Source organism: Brevundimonas guildfordensis (assembly GCF_014836405.1).
In the GTDB taxonomy this organism is placed as follows: domain Bacteria; phylum Pseudomonadota; class Alphaproteobacteria; order Caulobacterales; family Caulobacteraceae; genus Brevundimonas; species Brevundimonas guildfordensis.
This window is the reverse complement of the sequence record NZ_JACSQU010000001.1, coordinates 1,689,064-1,710,131: the sequence shown is the minus strand read 5'-3', so window position 1 is coordinate 1,710,131 and position 21,068 is coordinate 1,689,064. Positions and strand designations below refer to the sequence as shown.

The following is a 21,068-nucleotide window of genomic DNA, read 5'->3' as shown; positions in this document are numbered from 1 at the left end:
ATGCGTTGAACGCTATCAGAACTTCAGACGCAGGCCGAAGGTGTAGTAGCGGCCGATCGCATCGTAGGTCTGCGGGAAGGTGTTCCCGTTGTTCGACGCCGTGGTGCCGATGTTGGAGCCGACTTCCGGCGGCGACTCGTCGAGCAGGTTGTTCACCGTGGCGGTGAAGCGGACCGACTCGGTGATGTCCCAACGCGCGGTCAGATCGAAGTAGTTGTAGGCGTCGATCTTAGCGTACGGGGCGTACCAGTTGCCCGTGCCCGGCTCGACCACGGTGCCGTCCAGGTGACGCCACTGCAGCGAGGCGGCGTAGTCGCCCAGCGACCAGGTCGCACGGCTGGTCCAACGCTGCTTCAGGCGCGGCTCGCCGCACGAGGTCGAGTAGAAGCCCACGCAGTCGCGCAGGATCGACGACGGGGTGGCCTGGCTCTCGTTCTTGGTGACGATGTTGCCATTGACGCTCAGGTCGATACGACCCACGTCGCCGAAGCCGTAGTCCGACAGTTCGACGCGGTAGTTGGCCGCCAGATCGAAGCCCGACACCCGCTCATTGCCCAGGTTGGACAGCAGCAGGGCCACGCCCGGAGATTCCACGCCGTTCAGCGTGCCGTTGGCCGTGTTGCGGCCGATCAGCTGGCAGAACTCGTTGAACGTCAGGCTGGGGTTCAGAGCCGTGCTGTAGCAGCCTTGGATCACGTCGTTGACGCTGTTGCTGCTGACGGTCTTGTCGATCTTGATGTCGTAGTAGTCGAGGCTCAGACGCAGGCTCGGCACGAAGGCGGGTTGCCAGACGGCGCCGATGGTCCAGGTGTCGGCTTCTTCCGGACCCAGGTTCGGGTTGCCGCCGGTCAGGACGTTGACCTGGCCCGAGTTCGGCGCAGCGACGAAGCCGACGGCGCCGGCGGGAACGCCGGTCTGACGGCACAGGTTGCTGAGCGTGCCGGCCGTGCTGGCCTGAGCCGCGTTGATGTTCGTGCCTTGGCACGGATCGACGGCCAGGTTGTTCAGGCCGGTGACCTGCGGGTTGAACAGCTCACCGATGTTCGGGGCGCGGGTGGCGCGTTGGAACATGGCGCGGACGCGGATGTCCTCGATCGGCGACCAGTCGCCGCCGATCTTGTAGCTGCCGTAGTCGGTCTTGGCGCCCGAGGCTTCGAACTCGGTGTAGCGGTAGCCCGCTTCCAGGTTCAGGCTGCGGACGAACGGCAGGTTTTCGACCAGCGGGATCGACAGCTCGGCGAAAGCCTCGCGCATTTCGAACTCGCCTTCACGATCCGGAACCGGAGCGCCGGTGCCCAGGACTTCGCCGTTGATCTGCGACGGGGCGTCGGCGCGGGTGGCCGCGCCGGAGCGACGCCATTCCAGGCCGAAGGCGGTCGCGATCGGACGCTCGGCCCAGGGGCTGCTCAGCTGTTCCGGCAGAATGCCCGAGATCGAGCCCGAGACCACGTCCTGCTCGATCGAGGTCTTATTGATCGAGGCCAGGTTGATGTAGTCGATCATCGCCTGGGTGATCGAGCCTTCAGCGCCGAAGACGTTGATCGGCACGCAGCCGCTGACCGGGGTGGTGGTGCCCGGAGCGATACACTGGGTGGCCGAGGTCGTGTTCAGCGCGTTGCGCAGCTTGGACAGCGAGCCCCAGTCGCGACGGGTCACCAGCTGCTCGGTCTCGCCGTGCGAGGCGTAGACGTCGTAGTTCCAGTTGGCGCCGATGTCGCCGCGGATGCCGGCCAGCAGCTGAACGGTCTTGTTCTCGTAGTCGACCGGACGGCTGCCCATCTCGGTGAAGCGGCGGTTGATGGTCAGCGGGACGATGGTCGAGCCGGCCGCGCCGGGCACGCAGCTGGCGGCGTCGATGCCGCGGGCCGCGCACAGCTGTTGACGCATGGGCTCGGGAATGAACGGGTTGCCGATCGGCACGCTGTAGGTGTTGCCGAACGTCCCGGTCGGGGCGTTATCCAGCGACACGTCGCTCTTGACGTACGTCAGATGGCTGTAAACCTCGGCCGCCGGGCTGATCTTGTAGGATCCCAGGGCGTTGATCTGATACCGGCTCAGCGGCGTCTGATAGAGATTGAACGGGTTATAGTTGTAACCGGCGGCGTTGTAGGCCGGATCGCCCGGGCCGATCAGGGCGCCGGTCGCCGGGTTGATCTCGGCGGCGGAGGGCAGCGGCGTGCCGCCCGCGACCGGCGTCACGCCGAAGCGGCCGGGGACCGAGGTGCCCGAACCCAGCGGAGCGCCGGTGTTCGAAGAACGCGCGACCAGACCCCACGGACGCTGGTCCTGGTACAGCGGATCGGTCTTGGTGTAGCCGAAGCTGACGACGGCGTTGCCGCGATCGTCGGCGAAGTTGCCGCCGATCGTCAGGTCGACCTTGCGGCGGATGGCGTCGTTCTCTTCCGACATGCCGTAGGACGAGGCGAATTCCACGCCTTCGAAGTTGTCCTTCAGGATGAAGTTGACGACGCCGGCGACGGCGTCAGCGCCGTAGACCGCCGAGGCGCCGCCCGAGACGACGTCGATGCGCTCGACCAGGGCCACCGGGATGGTGTTGGTGTCGACGACGCCGGCCAGGTTGAACGGGACGACGCGGCGCCCGTTGATCAGCACGAGGGTCCGGTTGGTCCCCAGGCCGCGCAGGTTGATGGTCGCGCCGCCGCCCGAGCCGTTGTTCGTGGCCGAACCGACGGCCGGAACTGCAGCCGGCAGGTCCTTGACCAGCTCTTCGACAGCGACCGGTTGCTCAAGGGCGATTTCCTCGGCGCCGACCGACGAGATCGGGCTGGCCGCCTCGTAGCCCGGCTGGCGGATACGTGAGCCGGTCACGACGATCGAGGCGACTTCTGACACCTCTTGATCGGCGCTCTGGGCCATGACCGGCGAAGCGGCCAGAACAGTGAGGGCCGCGCCCCCAATGATGGTTGATGCGAGCAAAGACTCGCGCATGAAGCTCTTCTTCAAGAGACCCCTCCTGATGTGGACATGCAACAGACCGCAGCCAGCGGTCTGGCTGCTCCCCTGTTGCATTCGGATTTATCAGCGGCGCGCAAAGCGCACCGCGATAACTTGACCATAGTAAGGGGATGAAGCGGAGCAAGTCAGAATTGCGCCGCAAATCAGCCAATCATCACATAACCGCCTTAAACTTGACCGTGTTGCCATAATTGCCGCACTCCGCGCGGGCTGTCCGGCCTCAGCGTTCTATGCGGTTGTCGGCTCCGCCATCTCGATCATCTGCGCTGCTGCCCCAGGGGTAGCCTTGGTCGTCGTCGCAATAGGACCGACGTCCCTGGCGGGCGTTCTCAACGACCAGGCGCGGGCGAAGCCGGGCGGCGCCGCTGAACTCGTTCTGCACGATTAGGTTGCCGGAAGGCGTCTGATGGCGGATCACCCCACGCTCGCCGCAGTTGCGGTAGAGGAAGACGCCTGGCCGGCCGTTCAGCCGGAATTGGTTGCCGATGATTCGGTTTCGCGCCGAGCCGTCGATCGCGATCATCTCGCGCCGGGTCCGGGTGAAGATCTGATTGCCCTGGATCGTGTTGTCGGCGCTTTCGGCATCAAGATAGATGGCGGTCGAGACGCTGTCGCCGTCCAGGGTGGACCCAAGCAGGCTCAGGTGGGTGACGCCCGGTCCGATATAGAGGGGAATGGTCCCGGCCGCGCGGATGGTCACGTCTTCAAGGACGATATGGCTCGGCGCTGTCGCCTGAAGGCGAGCCGTATGATCGGCCGTCCGCGACGAGGCGCGCAGGTCGTCATAGCTGCCGTCCGCGCCCATGCCCCAGACCCGCACGGCGCCGTTGATCCGGCAGTTGCGGATGCGGATGTCGGTCGGGCGGCTCCAGATGTCCGCGTCGATGCGGCGCGACCAGACGGCGATCGTCGGCGCCGAGGCCGCCACCGAGACGCCGGGGCGGCCGACCGTCCCGCCGCCGCAATCCAGCCCCGCGCCCGAGGCTTCCGCGCCGATAAGACGGAGCGGTCGGACAACCGTCTGGTCCGCAGCGAGGGTCGCGCGACAGGTCAGCGCATAGGGCGTTTCCGTCTCGGCGGTAAGGGCGGCGACTTCCTGCGGGGAGCAAGGACGCGCGGCGGGCAGGGACCAGGTCTCGCTGGCAAGCAGCAAAAGGATCCCCAGAACGCTCATCGCATCGATGTCCTCAAAGCGGGATCATCAGGGCAGGGGCGTCGCCAGAGCCCGCGCCTCGGCCGCGCAGCCTGGGTTGCGGGCGCCCGTCGCCTGGACGGCGGCCAGTTCCGCGCGGGCGGCGATCAGATCGGCCTGGAAGTCAGGCTGGGCGGCGGCCGCCTGAAACACGGCGCGGCCCAGAGCGTCGCCGGCGGCCACGTCGCGCGGATAATGCATGGCGCAGACCAGGCGACTGCGCCCCAGTTCGTCGCCGATGCGGCGGGCGGCATCGGCGCGGGCGGGATCCAGCGCGGCGAAGGTTTCGCCATAGACGGCGCCGACGGTTGAACTGCCGGACGGATAGGAGGCGCTGGCTCGGCTCGCTTCGGTCAGCCGCTGGCAGGCGTTGCGCTGAGGGTCGTCCCCGACCGGACGCGAGCGATGGGCGCGCGCCTTGACCCGTTCGGCGGCGCTGTCGGCGTCATGAAACAGCCGCTGCATCAGCCGGGTCAGTTGCGGGGTGGCGACCGGATCCAGCCGTGCGTCCAGGGCGCAGTCGAAATGCTGTAGCGCCAGGGGAGGGCGCAACTCGGCGTGGGCCGTGGCCAGAAGCCAGCGGTCGGTGTCCTCCAACGCGACGAAGCGGGCGGATCGGGCCTTGTCGTCCAGATCATCGGCCGATCCGAGAACCGGCGGCGGGGGCACGGCGTCGGCCAGGGCGGCCACGGCCGCTTCGTTCAAATAGCCATCCATGCCCGTCGTGCGCGCCGCCTCGGGACGCAGGGCGGCGGGGGTGCCGGCGCAGGCGCTCAATAGGACAGTCAGGGCCGCCGCCGTCGCCAGGGAGCGCGCGCAGACGGCCGATCGCATCAGGCCCCGGCGCTCCAGGACAACTGGACCGAAGTCTGGCCGTCTTCAGCGGGCGAGGCGACCACCTGAAGACTGGCGCCGCGATCGCCGGGCGCCGCGGCGCCATAGGCGCGGGCCTCGCCCTGGTTCATGGCCATGATCGACGCCAGGCCGGCCTTCTCCGCCCGCTGACGATAGAAGGCGACCACGGATTCGGGATCGGCGTCGGTGCTGAAGGTGATGAGCCCGCCCGGCCCGCTTGGGCCATTGGCGGCGATGGGGGCGCCGTCAGCCTCGGCTCCGGGATAGAGGGCGGCGAAGGTCGGGGCGCCTTCGATCGCAGGGGCGGCGCTTGCTGGGACGCTGGACGCGCCCGTTGCGGCCGTCACCGCGTCGGCTTCGGACAGCGTTGTGGTGCTCGTCTCGACCCCAGCCGCCTCGCCCTGGGAGGCGGCGGGACTGTCGCACGCCGCCAGCCCAATGCTGAACGCCAAGGCTCCGATCGCCACGCAACGCCTCATTCCCACTACATCCTTAATGTCGCTACTCGTCTGCACCGTGGCCCATCCGTGCGGCGGCAGCAAGGCGGTTCAACCCGTAGGGGCGTCGACGTCGTCGCCGGGCTGGCCGGTGGATTTGCGAGCCTGTTCAGGGCCGCCGGCCGGGCGTGTGGCGGCGTCGCGCGTCGCCTGGCCTTCGCGCGCCAGCGCCTCATTGATCACGTCCTGGTCCGGATCGATCTCCGAACCGGACGCAGAGCCGCCGCGCAGGGATCCGGCGCGTGTGTCGGACCCCGAATCGGTGCCTTCCAGCGCCTTGCTCAGGGCGTCGCGGACGTGGCCCAGATCGGTCTTCTCACCCATGGCGGCGGCTTCGCGGGCTTCCTCATTCTCGGTCTTGGGGTCGGTCATGGATCTCTCCCTTGGCTTGAGCCAAGACAAGCGACGGAAGGGCCGCAGGGTTCCGTTCGGCCGGATGCCCCACGAGGCGGCGCCAAGAAAAAAGGGCCGGAAGCGTGCGCTTCCGGCCCTTGATGTATCCGGCGAACCGGAGGCGTCTTCTTACTTGCCGAACAGCTTGGCCCACTGGCGCGGCTCGCGCTTCTTCCACGAGTCGCGGTGATAGGCGTCCGAACCGATCAGCGGCACGACGGTCGTGGCTTCGGCGTAGACCATCTGTTCGTAGGTGGTCGAAACCTTGCCCCACGAAGCGGCCTCCTGAAGCGTCGAGGACGAGCAGGCGCCGTCGCGCACGTCGGCGACGGTGATCTGCACGGCGTATTTGTGCATCTCGGCGTCTTCACCGAGGATTTCGGCGCAGACGACGGTGTCCTGGGCGAAGTTCTTGGGCACGCCGCCGCCGACCATGAACAGGGCCGTGGTGCCGGCCGCGATCTTGATGTCGGTCAGTTCGCGGAAGTCCGCGACGGCGTCGATCATCATGTACGGCTTGCCGGCCTTGGCGCGTTCCTTCTGGTGCTTGACCAGGCCGAAACCGGCCGAAGAGTCGACGAAGGCCGGGCAGAAGATCGGCACGCCCTTCTCATAGGCGGTCTGGATCAGCGAGCCGGGCTTCTTGGCGTTGCCTTCCGACAGCCACTTGCCCATTTCCCAGATGAACTCGCGCGAGGAATAGCCGCGCGGCTCCAGGCGATTGGCGATCTCATAGATCGCGTTGTCGCAGTCCTGCAACTCTTCTTCGTCGATGTAGGTGTCGTAGATGCGGTCGATGTAGTTGTCGCGCAGGATGTTGTCGTCGACCGGGCCCGCCGCCTGATAATGCTTGTAGCCAAGGGCTTCAAAGAAATCCATGTCGACGATGGAGGCGCCGGTGGCGACCACGGCGTCGATCATGTTGAACTGCACCATGTCGCGATAGACGTGCATGCAGCCGCCGGCCGAGGTCGAGCCGGCCAGGATCAGCCACGGCGAGCAGGTCTCGTCTTCCAGGGCCATGTTGAAGATGTCGGCCGCGCGGGCGGTGTCGCGCGAGCTGAACGACATCTTGCGCATGGAATCGATGATCGGGCGGGCGTCGAAGCTGGTGATGTCGACGTGCTCGACGGTGGTGGCCAGCAGTTCGGCTTTTTTGTTCGACTGAACGGGAGCGTTCATTTCAGCGGTTTCCCTCGGATTTGAGCGCCCGTCGTCAATAAGGAACAGCGGCCCGGACGGAGCGACGGGCCGCTGCTTGTACCAAAGCCTTGAGACATTTTTCAGTTCAAGGCGTGATGCGATGGATCAGCGCTTGCGCTTGCGCTGGCCCGCCTTGCCCTTGGGGCGCGACAGGCGGACGACCTTGCGGGCGTTCTCCTCGGCCGTGGTGCGCACGGTCGGGATGGAGCGCGGCGCCAGGCCGTACATCGAGCCCATGGGGGCGTCCTCGACCACGGCGATGTCATGCTCGCCATAGCCGTTGAAGCCCGTGGTCATGGCCACGCCATAGGCGCCCAGCATGCCGATCTCGATGAAGTCGCCTTCCTGCACATCGGCCGGCAGCCAGAACGGGCCGGGCATGTGGTCGATGCTGTCGCAGGTCGGGCCATAGAAGCGGAACGGCTTCAGCTCCGACGACGAGCCCCCGTCCCGGACCAGCTTGGTCGGGAAGGGCCAGCGCGAGTGGGTCGCGTCGAACAGCGAGCCGTACGACCCGTCGTTCAGATAGAGGGCGTCGCCCTTGCGCAGGTCCACGCGGCACAGCACCGACGACGATTCCGCCACCAGCGCCCGGCCGGGTTCGCACCACAGCTCGGTCGTTTCCGACACCGGCATCTCGTTGAAGCCGCGATGGATGGCGTCGGCGTATTCGCTCAGGTCCGGCGGGACCATGCCCGGATAGACCGACGGGAAACCGCCGCCGACGTCGACGATGTCGACGAAGACGCCCGCCTTCTTGATGGCGCGACCAACCTGGGTCATCGCCGCCTCATAGGCCGAGGGGCGCATGCACTGCGAACCGACGTGGAACGACACGCCCATCAGGCCGTCCTGAACCGCCTGGCGCGTGGCCAGCAGCAGTGCGGGGGCCTGATCCGGGGTGACGCCGAACTTGCCCGACAGCGAATAGGCGGCGCCGTCGGCCGACACGCCCATGCGCACGACCAGGTTCAGGTCCTCGGCGTGGCCGGTGGCCTCGAGGATCTTGTTCAGTTCGTCATGGCTGTCGAGCACGAAGGTGCGCACGCCGTGGTCGGCATAGGCCGCACGGATGGCGCCGCGGCTCTTGACCGGGTGCATGAAGGCCAGACGCGCGTCCGGGCTGACCGACCGAACCAGTTCGATCTCGGCCAGGGACGCGACGTCGAAGGCGTTGACGCCCTGTTCGACCAGGGTCTCGATGACCCAGCGCGAAGGGTTCGCCTTCACCGCATAGAAGACGTCGGCTTTCAGATTATCCTGGAACCACTGCGCCGCTACGGCGACGGAGCGCGGACGCACAAGTGCGACCGGACGCTCCGGGGACCGCTGACGGACCAGGTCCAGGGGAAGCTGGTACGTGTGCAATTCACGTAACCCCCTGATGATTGTTAAACCCAGACCCGGCGTTAGCGGCGCAAGTAGGACCTACGGGGTCCGCCGGAACGCGCGATATGGGGGCATTGGCCTGTCATGTAAAGCGGAAAAATTGCGGCGGGGCCTCGATCCGGGGCAGCGCGGAGTCGCACGTTCGGCTGCGGCCCGCCGGGCGCCGCTTCGGTCGTGACGGAGCAGAGCGGTCTGGCGTCCAGCTTGTTGATGGTTCTGGCGAGCCGCGACGGCGCCCTGGGCCAGGCGGCCGCGCAGGCGGCCCTCTGGGGCCGCGAGGCGGCGCTGCGACGGCTGGACGATCCGGTCGAAAGGGCGGCTTTCGGGGCGGAGGCGCCGTGCTGAAAAGGCTCACCCACTGGACGTAATCGACGCAGACATGCCATTAAGACTTGCCCTTGCGCCCATCTCGCGTCATGCGGCGCCCCCTTTGTCGCAACCTCATCCATGGGTTCATGAGTTCTTCAACAGCCGCCGTCGCCTCCGTCCGCGACGTCTCGAAGACCTACGGGGCCAGAAAGGCGCTCGACGGCGTGTCCGTCGAGGTCGGCGCCGGTGAAATGGTCGCCCTGATCGGTCCTTCGGGCTCGGGCAAGTCCACCCTGCTGCGGTCGATCACGGGTCTGCACCCGATCGATTCCGGCGGGACCATCACCGTCTTCGGCGAGGTCGTTCAGCAGAACGGCCGCGTCACGGGCGCCGTGCGCCGCGCACGCGGACGGCTGGGCATGATCTTCCAGCAGTTCAACCTGGTGGGTCGGCTGAGCCTGTTCTCCAACGTCATGCTGGGCGCCCTGGGCCGTCTGCCGTCGTGGCGCGGCCTGTTCGGCGTCTGGCCGGGCGCGGACAAGGACAAGGCCATGGCGGCCCTGCACCGCGTCGGCGTCTCCGAATACGCCGCCCAGCGCGCCAACACCCTGTCCGGCGGTCAGCAGCAGCGCGGCGCCATCGCCCGCGCCCTGGTTCAGGGCGCCAAGGCCATTCTGGCCGACGAACCCGTGGCCTCGCTGGACCCGGTGTCGGCCCGCAAGGTGATGGAGCTGCTGGTCGAGCTGAACAAGCGCGACGGCCTGGGCGTCATCGTCACCCTGCACCAGGTCGACTACGCCATCCGCTACTGCGACCGCGTCGTCGCCCTGCAGAAGGGCAAGGTGGTCTATGACGGGCCGTCGACCGGCCTGGACACCAAGCGCCTGATTGAAATCTACGGTCCCGAGTACGAGGACGCGTTCTGGGAAGCCAAGGCATGACCCATTCCAAATTGACCCGCCGGATGCTGGGCCTGGCCGCCGGCGCGGCCCTGGCCGTCAGCCTCGCCGCCTGCGGCCAGGGCGACAAGGCCGGCGCCGCCAAGGGCGCGCCGTCCGAGATCAGCTTCGCCATCCTTCCGGCCGAGGGCCAGGCGTCCTCCGGTCCGCTGTGGCAGCCGCTGCTGGACGACATGACCAAGGCCGTCGGCGTGCCGGTGAAGCCCTACTTCGCCTCCAACTACACCGTGCTGGTCGAGGCGATGCGCGGCAATCAGATCCAGGCCGCCTGGTTCCCGGCCAAGACCGCCATCGAGGCTATCGAGCGGTCGAACGGCGAGGTCGTGGCCCGCATCGTGGACCCGGAAGGTCGCGATTCCTACCAGTCGACCCTGATCGTGAAGAAGGGCTCGGGCATCACGCTGGACGACGTCCTGGCCTGCGGCAAGAAATACGACTTCGGCATCGGCGACGCCCTGTCGACCTCGGGCACCCTGGCGCCCATGACCTTCCTGTTCAATCCGCACAACGTCGTCCCGAACGAGTGCTTCAAGACCGTGCGCACGGCCAACCATCAGGCCAACTCCTTCGCCGTGGCCAACGGCCTGGTGCAGGTAGCGACGTCGAACACCATCAACACGGTTTTCATCGGTCGCTCCAACCCGCAGATCGCCGCTCAGATTGAGGAAATCTGGCGCTCGCCGCCGATCCCCGAGGCGGGCATCGTCATCCGCGAGGACCTGGATCCGGCGATCAAGGAAAAGATCCGCGGCTTCTTCCTGACCTATGGTCGGGGCGAGGGCACCGAGGCCGAGCGCCAGCGCAAGATTCTGAAGGACCTGAACTACTCGGGCTTCAATCCGGCCGACGAATCCTATCTGAACCCGGTGCGCGAGATGATCGCGGACCAGGCGCTGACCGACGCCAAGGCCAAGGGCGACACGGCCGCCGCTTCGGCCGCCGAGGCCGAACTGCAACGCCTGCGTCGCCTGCGCGAGGTTCAGCCTTGACCCACGCTCCGCTGACCGGCGCCGCCGCCGGCATCCCCAAGGCGCCCGCCAAATCGGCCGGCGCCTGGGCGCTCGACCTGTTGATCTGGGGCGGTCTGGCCGTCCTGCTGCTGATCAGCATGGAAGCTGTTGATCTGGGCAATCTGTCGCGCCTGATCACCAACTCAGCCAACATCCAGAGCTTCGGCGCGGACCTGCTGCGTCCGAACTTCGCCGACTGGCGCCTGTTCGTCGGCAAGATGTGGGAGACGATCCAGATCGCCCTGTGGGGCACCTTCCTGGCCATCTTCCTGGGCGTGCCGATGGGCCTGGCGGCTGCGCGCAACATCGCTCCGGTGTGGGTGGTCCAGCCGGTGCGCTGGATCATGAACATGCTGCGCTCCGTCCCCGACCTGGTGATGGGCCTGCTGTTCGTCGTCGCCGTGGGCCTGGGGCCGCTGGCCGGCGTCCTGGCGATCGCTCTGAACACGGCGGGCGTCCTGGCCAAGCTGTTCTCGGAAGCGGTCGAGTCGATCGACAAGGGCCCGGTCGAGGGCGTGCGCGCCACCGGCGCGTCCAAGCTGCATGAGATCGTCTGGGGCGTCATCCCCCAGGTGGCGCCGCTGTGGACCTCCTTCGCCCTTTACCGCTTTGAATCGAACAGCCGTTCGGCCACCGTCCTGGGCCTGATCGGCGCCGGCGGCATCGGTCAGGTGCTGTTCGACCGCATGAACGGCTTCGCCTTCCGCGACGTTTCGGCCGTGGTCATCGTGGTCATCATCGCCGTGACCCTGATCGACGTCCTGTCGCAGGCCATGCGTCGCCGTTTGCTCTGAACTGTCACAAAAGGTCTGGCCGGACCGTCACACTTCCCTGCTTTAAGCGTTGTGTACTGACGACTTGGAGAAGGTCCGGCCATGATCCGCACACTGAAGTTCACGGCCTGCGCGGCCGCCCTGCTGGCCCTGGCGGCCTGCGGAAACAATGAGGGCGCCGCCCCTGGCTCGCAGAAAGCCCGCACGGGCATCTGGGCCGCTGGCTCCTCGACCGTCTTCCCCTTCTCGACCCGCGTGGCGGAAAACTTCGCCCGCAGCGGCGGCGGCGGCTCCGCGCCCCGCGTGGAATCGCTGGGCACCGGCGGCGGCATTCAGGCGTTCTGCGCCGGCATCGGCCCGTCGACCCCTGACATCGCGAACGCCTCTCGTCCGATGAAGGCCAGCGAGTTCGACCGCTGCGTCGAGAACGGCGTCACCGACATCGTCGAGCTCAAGATCGGCTATGACGGCATCGTCGTCGCCACCGCCCGTACCGGCCAGAGCTTCAACCTGGAGCTGAACGACCTCTATGAAGCCCTGGCCAAGGAAACGCCGGGCGCCGACGGTCAGCTGGGCGCCAACGCCGCCAAGACCTGGAACGACGTCAACAAGGCCCTGCCGGCCACCCGCATCCAGGTCTACGGCCCGCCGCCGACCTCGGGCACGCGCGACGCCTTCCTGGAGCTGGGCATGGCCCCGGGCGCCAAGCTGATCCCGGCCGTCGCCGCCATCGAGAAGCAGGACAAGACCCGCTTCGAGACTATCGCCCACACCCTGCGTGAAGACGGTTCCTGGATCGACTCGGGCGAGAACGACAACGCCATCGTCCAGACCCTGACCCGCACTCCGGGTTCGCTGGGCGTGTTCGGCTTCTCCTTCCTGGAGCAGAACATGGATACGGTGAAGGCCGAAACCATCGACGGCGTGGCCCCCTCGGTCGCCACTATCGCCGACGGCTCCTATCCGCTGGCCCGCAGCCTCTACATCTACGTCAAGAAGGCCCACATCGGCGTGACGCCGGGTCTGGAGCAGTTCGTCCAGGAGTTCATGTCCGAAGGGTCTGCCGGCCGCGGCGGCTATCTGCAGGACCGCGGTCTGGTGCCGCTGCCCGCCGACCAGCTGACGGCCGAGCGCGCCAAGGCCACGGCGATGACCTCGATGTCCCGCCCGAACTAAAGAGCGCTCCATCCAAAAAATAGGCCCGGCGAGGAGACTCGCCGGGCCTTTCATTTGCAGGCGACCGCTTAGAAGTCGGCGGTCAGGCCCACGAAGATGTAACGACCCATCGCGTCGTAGGTTTGCGGATAGGTGTTGTTGTTGCCCGTCGTGCCGACGCTGTAGGACAGCGGCGGATCGCGATCGAGGATGTTATTGACGCCGGCGCGCAGGCGCAGGTTCTCGCGAACCTGCCAGGTGCCGGCCAGGTCGAGGTAGTTCTGGGCGTCGAACGAGCCGTCCAGACGATCGGTCCCGCCCAGATTGTCGACTTCGCCGTAGTAGCGCCAGGTCAGCGAGAGGTCGCTGCTCCAAGGCGTCTGCCAGGTGACGCGAGCGCGGTGACGCCATTCGTTCTTGGGCGTGCCGCATTCATTGCCGAAGAAGCCGACGCAGTCATACGGGGTGACGCCTTCGCCCGGATCGGTCTCCAGCTTCTCCAACCACGAACCGACGAAGTTGAAGGCCAGCTTGCCGTATTCGCTGAGGTTGAACCGCTCCAGCTCCAAGCCGTAGTTGATGTTCACATCGACGCCGGAGGTTTCCAGCCCGCCGATGTTGGTGTTGAACGCTTCGACATAGCCGCCGGTGGTCCACAAGGTGCCGATGTCGCTGCGGACGATGCGGGCGCAAGCGGTCGCGTCGTCGTTCTCATAGCAGCGTTCCAGCGTGACCAGAGGATCGATGATGTCGATCCGGTCCTTCAGCTTGATCGAGTAGTAGTCGACCGAGATGTTCAGCCCGGGGGCGAAGGACGGCGTGAACACCGTGCCGATGGTGAAGGTGTCGGCGGTCTCCGGCGCCAGGTCGGGGTTGCCGGCCTGCAGGAAGTTGTACTGACCGGCCGGGCTTTCCAGCAGGCCGCCGTCGTCCGTGGCCAGACCGTACTGGGCCGCAGGCACGCCGGTGGCGACGCACTGCGCCAGGCTGGCCGTCGGGTTGGGGCCGCAAGGATCGCCGTCGGCGTCGAACAGGTTCAGGCCTTCCGGTCGGAACAGTTCGACCACGTTCGGCGCGCGGGTGGTGCGGGCGAAGCTGGCGCGGAAGCGGATATCCTGCACCGGCGCCCAGTCGAGGCCCAGACCATAGGCGTCCGAGTTGAACTTGTCGTAGGTCGACCGACGATAAGAACCGTTGATGGACACCTGCTCGGCCAGGGGCTGGCCCTCGATCAGCGGCATCCGGAACTCGCCGAACAGGTCGTAGACCTGAACCGAGCCGGAGACGTTCGGGGTCGGCCCGCCCTGACCAGCCAGGTCGCCGGTCTGGAAGGCCACGTCCGAAGCGGCGTCGAGCTTGTCGCGACGGTACTCGGCCCCGAAGGCCACCTGCAGACCCTGTTCGGCCCAGGGACTGGCCCAGCCGTACTTGGTCAGGTCGCCGGTCATGGCGGCCGTCAGAACCTGCTGCTCGGTCTTGCCGCGCTGAAGGCCGGCGACCTGGATGTAGTCCAGGGCTTCCTGCGTCACGCCGCCCGGCGAATAGAGGTTGTAGGGGATGCAGGCGGCGTCGACCGGCGCCAGCGGGCCGGTCGGGCCGTCCGGATCGATGGCCGAGACGCAGGCGGCCTGACCCGTGGCGGGGTCGATGGCGACATCCAGGGCGCGGCCGATGCGGATGTTGGAGAACTCGTTGCGGTAGATACGGCTCAGCTGGACCTTCGAATAGGTCGCCGCGATGTCGTAGCTCCACGCGTCGTCCAGGGCGCCGCGGATGCCCACCACCCCGCGATAGTTCTGCGAGCTGATGTCGTCCTGACGGCCGCCGCCTTCGACGTTGCGTCGGCCCACCAGAACCTCGACGCTTTCAACGCCGGCGGCGCACCCGAGACCGGCCGCCTGAGCGGCGCTGAGCAGGGGGTTGTCGCAGCTGATGTTGTAGCCGCCGTTGGCCGAGGTGCCGCCGCCGAAGAAGATGCCCGACGGGGCGATCTGGGCGACCGTGCTGTAGTCACTGAACGCCAGGCTGGTGAAGGCCTCGATCTTGTCGTTGACCTGATAGTTGCCGAAGGCTCCCAGGGTGTAGCGTTCATCGGGGCGCTGGAAGTGGTTCAGCGGCCCGAAGTTGTAGGCGTCGTTGCCCGTATAGTTGCGGAAGCCGCCGCCGTCGGCCACGGTCAGGTTCGCGCCGTTCTCCAGCGACAGGAAACGGCCCGTGGCGTTGGTCGACGAGCCGCCGCAGGTGAAGTCGTCGCCGGCTTCACCGCCCAGCGAACAGGACGAATAGTCGCGATCGCGGCCCAGAATCTTGTTGTTCTTCCGCCAACCGGCGTAGGCGGTCAGGTTGCCGCGGTCATCCGGGGCGTTGACGCCCATGGCGATGGTGATCTCGCGGCTGAAGCCGTCCATCACATTGTCGTCGGGCAGTCGGAACTGCGACGGGTTGCCGGCGGCGCGGCCCTCGATGACGCGGCGCAGGTTGCCGGGGCCGTCATAGTCGTTGTTGTGCTGATTGAAGCCGTACTGCGCGTCGATCTGTAGACCTTGGAAGTTCTTGCGCATGATGAAGTTCACGACGCCGGCGATGGCGTCTGAACCGTAGACGGCGGCGGCGCCGCCCGTCAGGACTTCGACACGCTCGACCAACTGGCCGGGAATCTGGTTCAGGTCGGCGGCCGTGTCGTTCGGCGAGCCGTAGCCCATACGGCGCCCGTCGATCAGGACCAGCGTCCGGTCAGGCCCGAGGGCGCGCAGATCCACGCTGGCGGTGCCCGAGGCGCCGTTCGCGACGGTCGAGTTCTGCGCCGCGAAGGCTTGAGGCAGCTGATTCACCAGGTCTTCGACCCGAGTGACGCCCTGGACGTCGATGTCCTCGCCGGTGACCTGGGTCACGGGGCTGGTCGTGGTCAGGTTGGGCTGAGGAATGCGCGAACCGGTGACGATGATGTCGCCCACACGGGACGCTTCTTCCTGGGTCGATTGCGCGGCGACCGGGCCCGCGAAGGCCGCGATCGTCATGCCTGTGATGATCGTTGATGCAAGCAAATGCTTGCGATTAATGAAGGTACTCAAAGGAAGCCTCCTTTTGTCTGCCCTGTCCTGTGGGGTTTCCAAGGACTTTATCGGTCAGGTCTTCGACATCGACGTCACGAGCATTGATAACGGATCAATCTCGACCAAATGTTAGGCGCGTTGCGTCAGTCTTCGCTATGTCAAAGGCGATGGCGGATATAACGAGGTCTGCTGTGTCTCTAATTGAGCACAGATCAGCCGCATTAATGTCAGATTTGATTGGGTCGGTTAGGGAGGGTTTCGTGCCAAACTTTTTCAGAAATCTGCGGCCAAGGCGCCAGGAAACGGCTATTTTTTCAGCCGTTGCGATAATGCTGGTCTGGGGGGCGTGGGGGCCCGCTGAGGCTCAGATCCAGCCTGGATCGGACCGGCTGACCCCCCTGCTGGACTGTCGCCGGATCGAGGACCGGCTGGCGCGCGTCGATTGCTATGACGCCGTGACGGATCGGCTGGCGGCGGCGCAGACAGCCGGGGACCTCGTCGTGGTCGATCGCGGCAAGGTCACGGAGTTGAGGCGTCAGCTGTTCGGCTTTGCCGCGCCGGCCATGGGCGCGCTGTTCGGCGCCTCAGACGACGATCGCGTCGAGTCGATCGAAACCACGCTCGATCGGGCCGTTCAGCAGGCCGACGGCAAGTGGCGGTTCCACCTGGGCGACGGCTCCCAATGGGGCCAGGTGGACTTCGATCCCGTCCGTTTTCAGAACAGGCCCGGCCAGGCCGTCAGGGTGCGCCGGGCGGCGCTGGGCAGCTATATGCTGACCACGGGCAACAGCCGCGCGGTCCGCGTCCAGCGTTACTAGCCCGCCTCTACGCCGCCGCGCGCCGTCTCAAGCGCGCCACCCGGCGCAGGCGGCGCCAGAAGCGGCCGCGCGCGGGCTCGGGATAGGGCTGCAGGTTCTCGATGAACTGCTCGGCCGAGGCGCGCCAGCTGAACTTCTCCGCATAGGCGCGCACGTCCTGGCGGTCGAGCTCCAGGCATTTCAGGCAGGCGGTCTTCAGGTCGTCGTCGATGAAGCCTGCGCCCGAACCGGGAATGATGTCGATCGGGCCGTGGGCCGGATAGGCGGCGACCGGCGTGCCCGTGCCCATGGCCTCCAGGATCACCAGGCCGAAGGTGTCGGTCCAACTGGGGAAGACGAAGACATCGGCGTCGGCGAAGCAGCGGGCCAGCTCCTCGCCGAAGCGGGCGCCGAGGAATTTCGCGTCGGGGTATTTCTCTTCCAGCTCGGCGCGGGCCGGGCCGTCGCCGACGATGATCTTGGTGCCCGGCAGATCCAGTTCGAGGAAGGTCTCGATGTTCTTTTCGACCGCCACCCGGCCGACGTTCAGGAAGAAGGGGCGGGGCCAGTTCTCGCCGCCCATCTCCTTGTAGATCGGCTCAAGGTCGGGGCGGAACAGTTCGGTGTCGACGCCGCGCGTCCACGGCGAGACGTTCTTGAAGCCGTGCTCGACCAGTTCGTCGCGCAGGGTCGGGGTGGCCACCATCAGCCGTCCCGACGGCTTGTGGAACCACTTCATATAGGCGTAGCCGACCTGCACCGGGATCGGGAATCGGGCGGAGACGTATTCCGGGAATTTGGTGTGATAGCTGGTCGTGAACGGCAGCTTCCACTCCACGCAGATGCGGCGCGTGGCGATGCCCAGCGGCCCTTCGGTGGCGATGTGGACGGCTTCGGGCTCGAAGGCGCGCAGGCGTTCGCGAATCTCTTCCTCGGCGCCCAGGGCGAGCCGAATCTCAGGATAGGTCGGGCAGGGGATGGTCTTGAACTGGCTGGGTTCGATGACCTCCACCTCATGACCCATGGCGCGGCACTCGGCCACGGTGCGGGTCAAGGTGCGGACGACGCCGTTGACCTGAGGCTCCCAGGCGTCGGTGACCAGAACAATGCGCATGAAGTCGATGGGGCCTTAAGCCGTTCGCGAAGGAGAAACTTCTAGACGCTCCGCATGACGAAGGCGAGACGGCATGATAATGCGCTGGGCGGAGAGAGTTCCTCTCGGCAAGCGATCGCGGGGCGCGGCAACCCTGTTCGATCGCGGCTTTCCCCGACGCGGCGCTGCAAACCCGAAACTTACGCGGAGTTATGGGTGATCATGCGGTGCACATTCGGGCGCACTGAACTTATATCCAGAAATTCACAGGATGGATTTCATGACGCCGACCGATCTTCGCCATTGGGATGAGCTGGACCGGAACAAGTACCGGGACGAACGCGCGGTGGTGGCCGCACTGCTGGCCGCTCAGCCCTTGACGCCTGACGGTCGTGCGGCCGTTCTGGCCGACGCCGTCGGACTGGTCGAAAGCGCCCGCAAGAGCCAGAAGCGCCAGGGCGTGGTCGAAAGCTTCCTGCAGGAATTCAGCCTGGGCACCCGCGAGGGCCTGGCCCTGATGTGTCTGGCCGAGGCCCTGCTGCGCACCCCCGACGCCGACACCCGCGACCGCCTGATCGCCGAGAAGATCGGCTCGGCCGACTGGGCCTCGCACCTGGGCCAGTCGGACAGCCTGTTCGTCAACGCCTCGACCTGGGGCCTGATGCTGACCGGCAAGCTGGTCGACGTCGACGAGGAGGCGCGCAGCGACCTGCCGGGCTTCCTGAAGCGTATCGCCGGGCGGCTGGGCGAACCGGTCATCCGTCAGGCCGTCGCCACGGCCGTCAAGATCATGGGCGAGCAGTTCGTCGTCGGCCGCACCATCGAGGCGGCCCTGAAGCGTTCGGACCGCGAAAACTGGCTGTGCAGCTTCGACATGCTGGGCGAGGGCGCCCGCACCGCCGCCGACGCCGAACGCTATGAGAAGATCTACGCCGACGCCATCGAGGCCGTGGGCAAGACCGCCAAGGGCGACGGCCCCGAGCGCGGCCACGGCGTCTCGGTCAAGCTGTCGGCCCTCTCGCCGCGCTATCAGGCGGTGCAGGAAGACCGGGTATGGGAGGAACTGTATCCCCGCATCCTGCGTCTGGCGCTGATCGCCGCCAAATACGACATCAACTACACCATCGACGCCGAAGAGGCCGACCGTCTGGCCCTGTCGCTGAAGCTGCTGGAGCGGCTGGCGCGCGAACCGGCGCTGGGCGACTGGCAGGGCCTGGGCCTGGCCGTCCAGGCCTATCAGAAGCGCACGACCGAGACGGTGGCCAAGCTGGCCGAACTGGCCAAGTCCTCGGGCCGCCGCCTGATGGTGCGCCTGGTCAAGGGCGCCTATTGGGACACCGAGATCAAGCTGGCCCAGGTCAACGGCCGCACCGACTATCCGGTGTTCACGACCAAGCCCGCGACCGACCTGAACTACCTGGTCTGCGCCAAGGCGCTGATCGAGGCCTCGCCTTATATCTTCTCGCAGTTCGCCACCCACAACGCCCACACCCTGGCCGCCGTGCACCGCATGGCCGCCGATCGCGGCGTGACCATCGAGTTCCAGCGCCTGCACGGCATGGGCGAGGCCCTCTACGACGGCGCCAAGGTCGAGTGGGGCGATGTCGTCGTGCGCGCCTACGCCCCCGTCGGCGGCCACGAAGAACTGCTGCCCTATCTGGTGCGCCGCCTGCTGGAAAACGGCGCCAACTCCTCCTTCGTCCACGCCCTGCTGGACGAGCGCGTGCCTGCGGCCGATGTGGCCGCCGATCCCATCACCTCGGTCGAGGCCCAGCCCGATCGCCATCCGAAGATCCCTGTGCCCATGAACATCTACGGTGACCGCAAGAACTCCCTCGGCCGCGACTATTCGCAGGCTTCCGACCGCGAGCTTCATGCGGCGGCTCTGGAGCGCGTCGACAGCGAGAAGCTGACCGCCGGTCCGATCATCGGCGGCAAGCTGCGCGCCGGCGTGAACCCGCAGGACGTCACCAACCCCTATGACCGCAGCCGCGTGCTGGGCCATGTCTCCGAAGCCTCGACCGAGGACGTCGACGCGGCCGTCAACGCCGCGGCCAATGCTCAGGTCGCCTGGGACCGTCTGGGCGGCGCGGGCCGGGCCCCGGTGCTGCGCGCGATGGCCGACGCCCTGGAAGCTGATCTGGACCGTCTGGTCGCCCTGCTGTCGCGTGAAGCGGGCAAGACGCTGAACGACGGCGTGGCCGAGGTGCGCGAGGCCGCCGACTTCTGCCGCTACTACGCCCTGCTGGCCGAGCGCGACTTCGGCGGTCGCCAGACCCTGAAGGGCCCGACCGGCGAGACGAACGAACTGGTCCTGCACGGCCGCGGCGTCTTCGCCGCCATCAGCCCGTGGAACTTCCCGCTGGCCATCTTCACCGGCCAGATCGCCGCCGCGCTGGCCGCCGGCAACGCCGTGGTGGCCAAGCCCGCCGAGCAGACGCCGCTGATCGCCGCCGAAGCCGTGCGCCTCTATCACAAGGCCGGTCTGAACCCCGACCTGCTGGCCCTGGTCCCCGGTCGCGGCGAGACGGTCGGCGTGGCCCTGACCAACCATCCGGGCATCGACGGCGTGGCCTTCACCGGCGGCACCGACACCGCCAACGCCATCAACCGCGGCCTGGCCGCGCGTCCGGGCGCCATCATCCCCTTCATCGCCGAGACGGGTGGCCTGAACGGCATGTTCGTCGACACCACGGCGCTGAAGGAGCAGATCATCGACGACGTCATCCTGTCGGCCTTCGGCTCGGCCGGTCAGCGTTGTTCGGCCCTCCGCGTCCTCTATGCGCCCAAGGATTCGGCCGACGCCCTGATCGAGGGCCTGAAGGGCGCTCTGGCGGCCCAGGTGCTGGGCGACCCGACCGACGCGAAGACCGACGTCGGCCCGGTGATCGACGCCGAAAGCCGCGCCAATCTGGAAGCCCACGTCGAGCGCCTGTCCAGGGAAGCCAAGATCATCGCCCGCGCCGAACTGCCGGCCGGCGCCGACAAGGGCGACCTGTTCGCCCCGGTCATCGCCGAGATCCCGACCCCGGACTTCCTGGAGCGCGAAGTCTTCGGCCCGATCCTGCACGTCTATCGCTATGACCCGAAGGATCTGGAGACGGTCGCCGGCAAGCTGGCGGCGCGCGGCTTCGGCCTGACGCTGGGCGTCCACAGCCGCATCGACGCCTTCGCCCGTGAGGTGATGGAGCTGGTCCCGGCGGGCAACGTCTACGTCAACCGCTCGATCATCGGCGCGGTGGTCGGCGTCCAGCCCTTCGGCGGCGAAGGCCTGTCCGGCACCGGCCCCAAGGCCGGCGGCCCCAACAGCTTGATCCGCTACGCCGCCGAAAAGGCCATCAGCATCAACATCGCCGCCCAGGGCGGCGACCCGGCGCTGCTCAATCTTTGAGGATGTCGGCGCGTCGCCTCGGC

The 21,068-nt window shown here is 67.0% G+C and carries 16 protein-coding genes; 7 read left to right on the top strand and 9 right to left on the bottom strand.

Annotated features, from left to right (window positions below):
- Positions 1 to 15: 15 nt before the first annotated feature.
- From H9656_RS08270 to H9656_RS08240, 7 genes are all read right to left on the bottom strand, one after another.
- On the bottom strand, positions 16 to 2,949 hold the full coding sequence (locus tag H9656_RS08270) for a TonB-dependent receptor plug domain-containing protein (RefSeq protein ID WP_225212274.1): 2,934 nt from the start codon (positions 2,947 to 2,949) through the stop codon (positions 16 to 18).
- 247 nt (positions 2,950 to 3,196) lie between these two features.
- A complete protein-coding gene (locus tag H9656_RS08265) occupies positions 3,197 to 4,150 on the bottom strand; it encodes a right-handed parallel beta-helix repeat-containing protein (protein WP_191743666.1) in 954 nt (317 codons plus the stop codon).
- A gap of 27 nt (positions 4,151 to 4,177) precedes the next feature.
- Positions 4,178 to 5,002 carry a phosphatase PAP2 family protein gene (locus H9656_RS08260; RefSeq protein ID WP_191743665.1) on the bottom strand — a complete coding sequence of 275 codons (825 nt, stop codon included), beginning with the start codon at positions 5,000 to 5,002 and terminating at the stop codon, positions 4,178 to 4,180.
- Entirely contained in the window at positions 5,002 to 5,490 is a 489-nt protein-coding gene (locus tag H9656_RS08255) for a hypothetical protein (RefSeq protein WP_318240610.1), read from the bottom strand. Before H9656_RS08255 ends, H9656_RS08260 begins: the two co-directional genes overlap by 1 nt.
- 81 nt (positions 5,491 to 5,571) lie before the next feature.
- A complete protein-coding gene (locus H9656_RS08250; protein ID WP_191743663.1) occupies positions 5,572 to 5,892 on the bottom strand; it encodes a ribonuclease in 321 nt (106 codons plus the stop codon).
- A gap of 150 nt (positions 5,893 to 6,042) precedes the next feature.
- Positions 6,043 to 7,095, bottom strand: a complete 1,053-nt coding sequence (locus H9656_RS08245; RefSeq protein WP_024355263.1) for a 1,9-bis(guanidino)-5-aza-nonane synthase — start codon at positions 7,093 to 7,095, stop codon at positions 6,043 to 6,045.
- Between the two features lie 126 nt (positions 7,096 to 7,221).
- The gene (locus H9656_RS08240) at positions 7,222 to 8,484 is read right to left on the bottom strand and encodes a type III PLP-dependent enzyme (protein WP_191743662.1); all 1,263 of its coding nucleotides are present in this window, start codon (positions 8,482 to 8,484) and stop codon (positions 7,222 to 7,224) included.
- Positions 8,485 to 8,679: 195 nt separating this feature from the next.
- On the opposite strand from H9656_RS08240, the gene H9656_RS08235 reads away from it, so the two are divergent.
- The 5 genes from H9656_RS08235 (at position 8,680) to H9656_RS08215 (ending at position 12,732) form a co-directional block, all read left to right on the top strand.
- A complete protein-coding gene (locus tag H9656_RS08235; RefSeq protein WP_191743661.1) occupies positions 8,680 to 8,850 on the top strand; it encodes a hypothetical protein in 171 nt (56 codons plus the stop codon).
- Positions 8,851 to 8,960: 110 nt separating this feature from the next.
- Positions 8,961 to 9,755: a phosphonate ABC transporter ATP-binding protein gene (gene phnC / locus H9656_RS08230; protein ID WP_191743660.1), complete on the top strand. Its 795-nt coding sequence runs from the start codon at positions 8,961 to 8,963 to the stop codon at positions 9,753 to 9,755.
- Entirely contained in the window at positions 9,752 to 10,762 is a 1,011-nt protein-coding gene (phnD, locus tag H9656_RS08225) for a phosphate/phosphite/phosphonate ABC transporter substrate-binding protein (RefSeq protein ID WP_191743659.1), read from the top strand. The genes phnC and phnD overlap by 4 nt, the downstream gene beginning before the upstream one ends.
- A complete protein-coding gene (gene phnE, locus H9656_RS08220; RefSeq protein ID WP_225212273.1) occupies positions 10,759 to 11,577 on the top strand; it encodes a phosphonate ABC transporter, permease protein PhnE in 819 nt (272 codons plus the stop codon). The genes phnD and phnE overlap by 4 nt, the downstream gene beginning before the upstream one ends.
- A gap of 81 nt (positions 11,578 to 11,658) precedes the next feature.
- A complete protein-coding gene (locus H9656_RS08215) occupies positions 11,659 to 12,732 on the top strand; it encodes a substrate-binding domain-containing protein (RefSeq protein WP_191743658.1) in 1,074 nt (357 codons plus the stop codon).
- A 68-nt stretch (positions 12,733 to 12,800) separates the two neighbouring features.
- Here H9656_RS08215 and H9656_RS08210 read toward each other — a convergent pair whose 3' ends face one another.
- Positions 12,801 to 15,728: a TonB-dependent receptor domain-containing protein gene (locus H9656_RS08210; protein ID WP_191743657.1), complete on the bottom strand. Its 2,928-nt coding sequence runs from the start codon at positions 15,726 to 15,728 to the stop codon at positions 12,801 to 12,803.
- 365 nt (positions 15,729 to 16,093) lie between these two features.
- Between H9656_RS08210 and H9656_RS08205 the strand changes: the two genes are divergently transcribed.
- Positions 16,094 to 16,582 carry a hypothetical protein gene (locus tag H9656_RS08205; RefSeq protein WP_191743656.1) on the top strand — a complete coding sequence of 163 codons (489 nt, stop codon included), beginning with the start codon at positions 16,094 to 16,096 and terminating at the stop codon, positions 16,580 to 16,582.
- Between the two features lie 7 nt (positions 16,583 to 16,589).
- Here H9656_RS08205 and H9656_RS08200 read toward each other — a convergent pair whose 3' ends face one another.
- Entirely contained in the window at positions 16,590 to 17,675 is a 1,086-nt protein-coding gene (locus tag H9656_RS08200) for a glycosyltransferase family 4 protein (protein WP_191743655.1), read from the bottom strand.
- Between the two features lie 259 nt (positions 17,676 to 17,934).
- On the opposite strand from H9656_RS08200, the gene putA reads away from it, so the two are divergent.
- Positions 17,935 to 21,045 (top strand): bifunctional proline dehydrogenase/L-glutamate gamma-semialdehyde dehydrogenase PutA, encoded by a 3,111-nt coding sequence (gene putA, locus H9656_RS08195; RefSeq protein ID WP_225212272.1) that lies wholly within the window; start codon positions 17,935 to 17,937, stop codon positions 21,043 to 21,045.
- Positions 21,046 to 21,068: the final 23 nt, after the last annotated feature.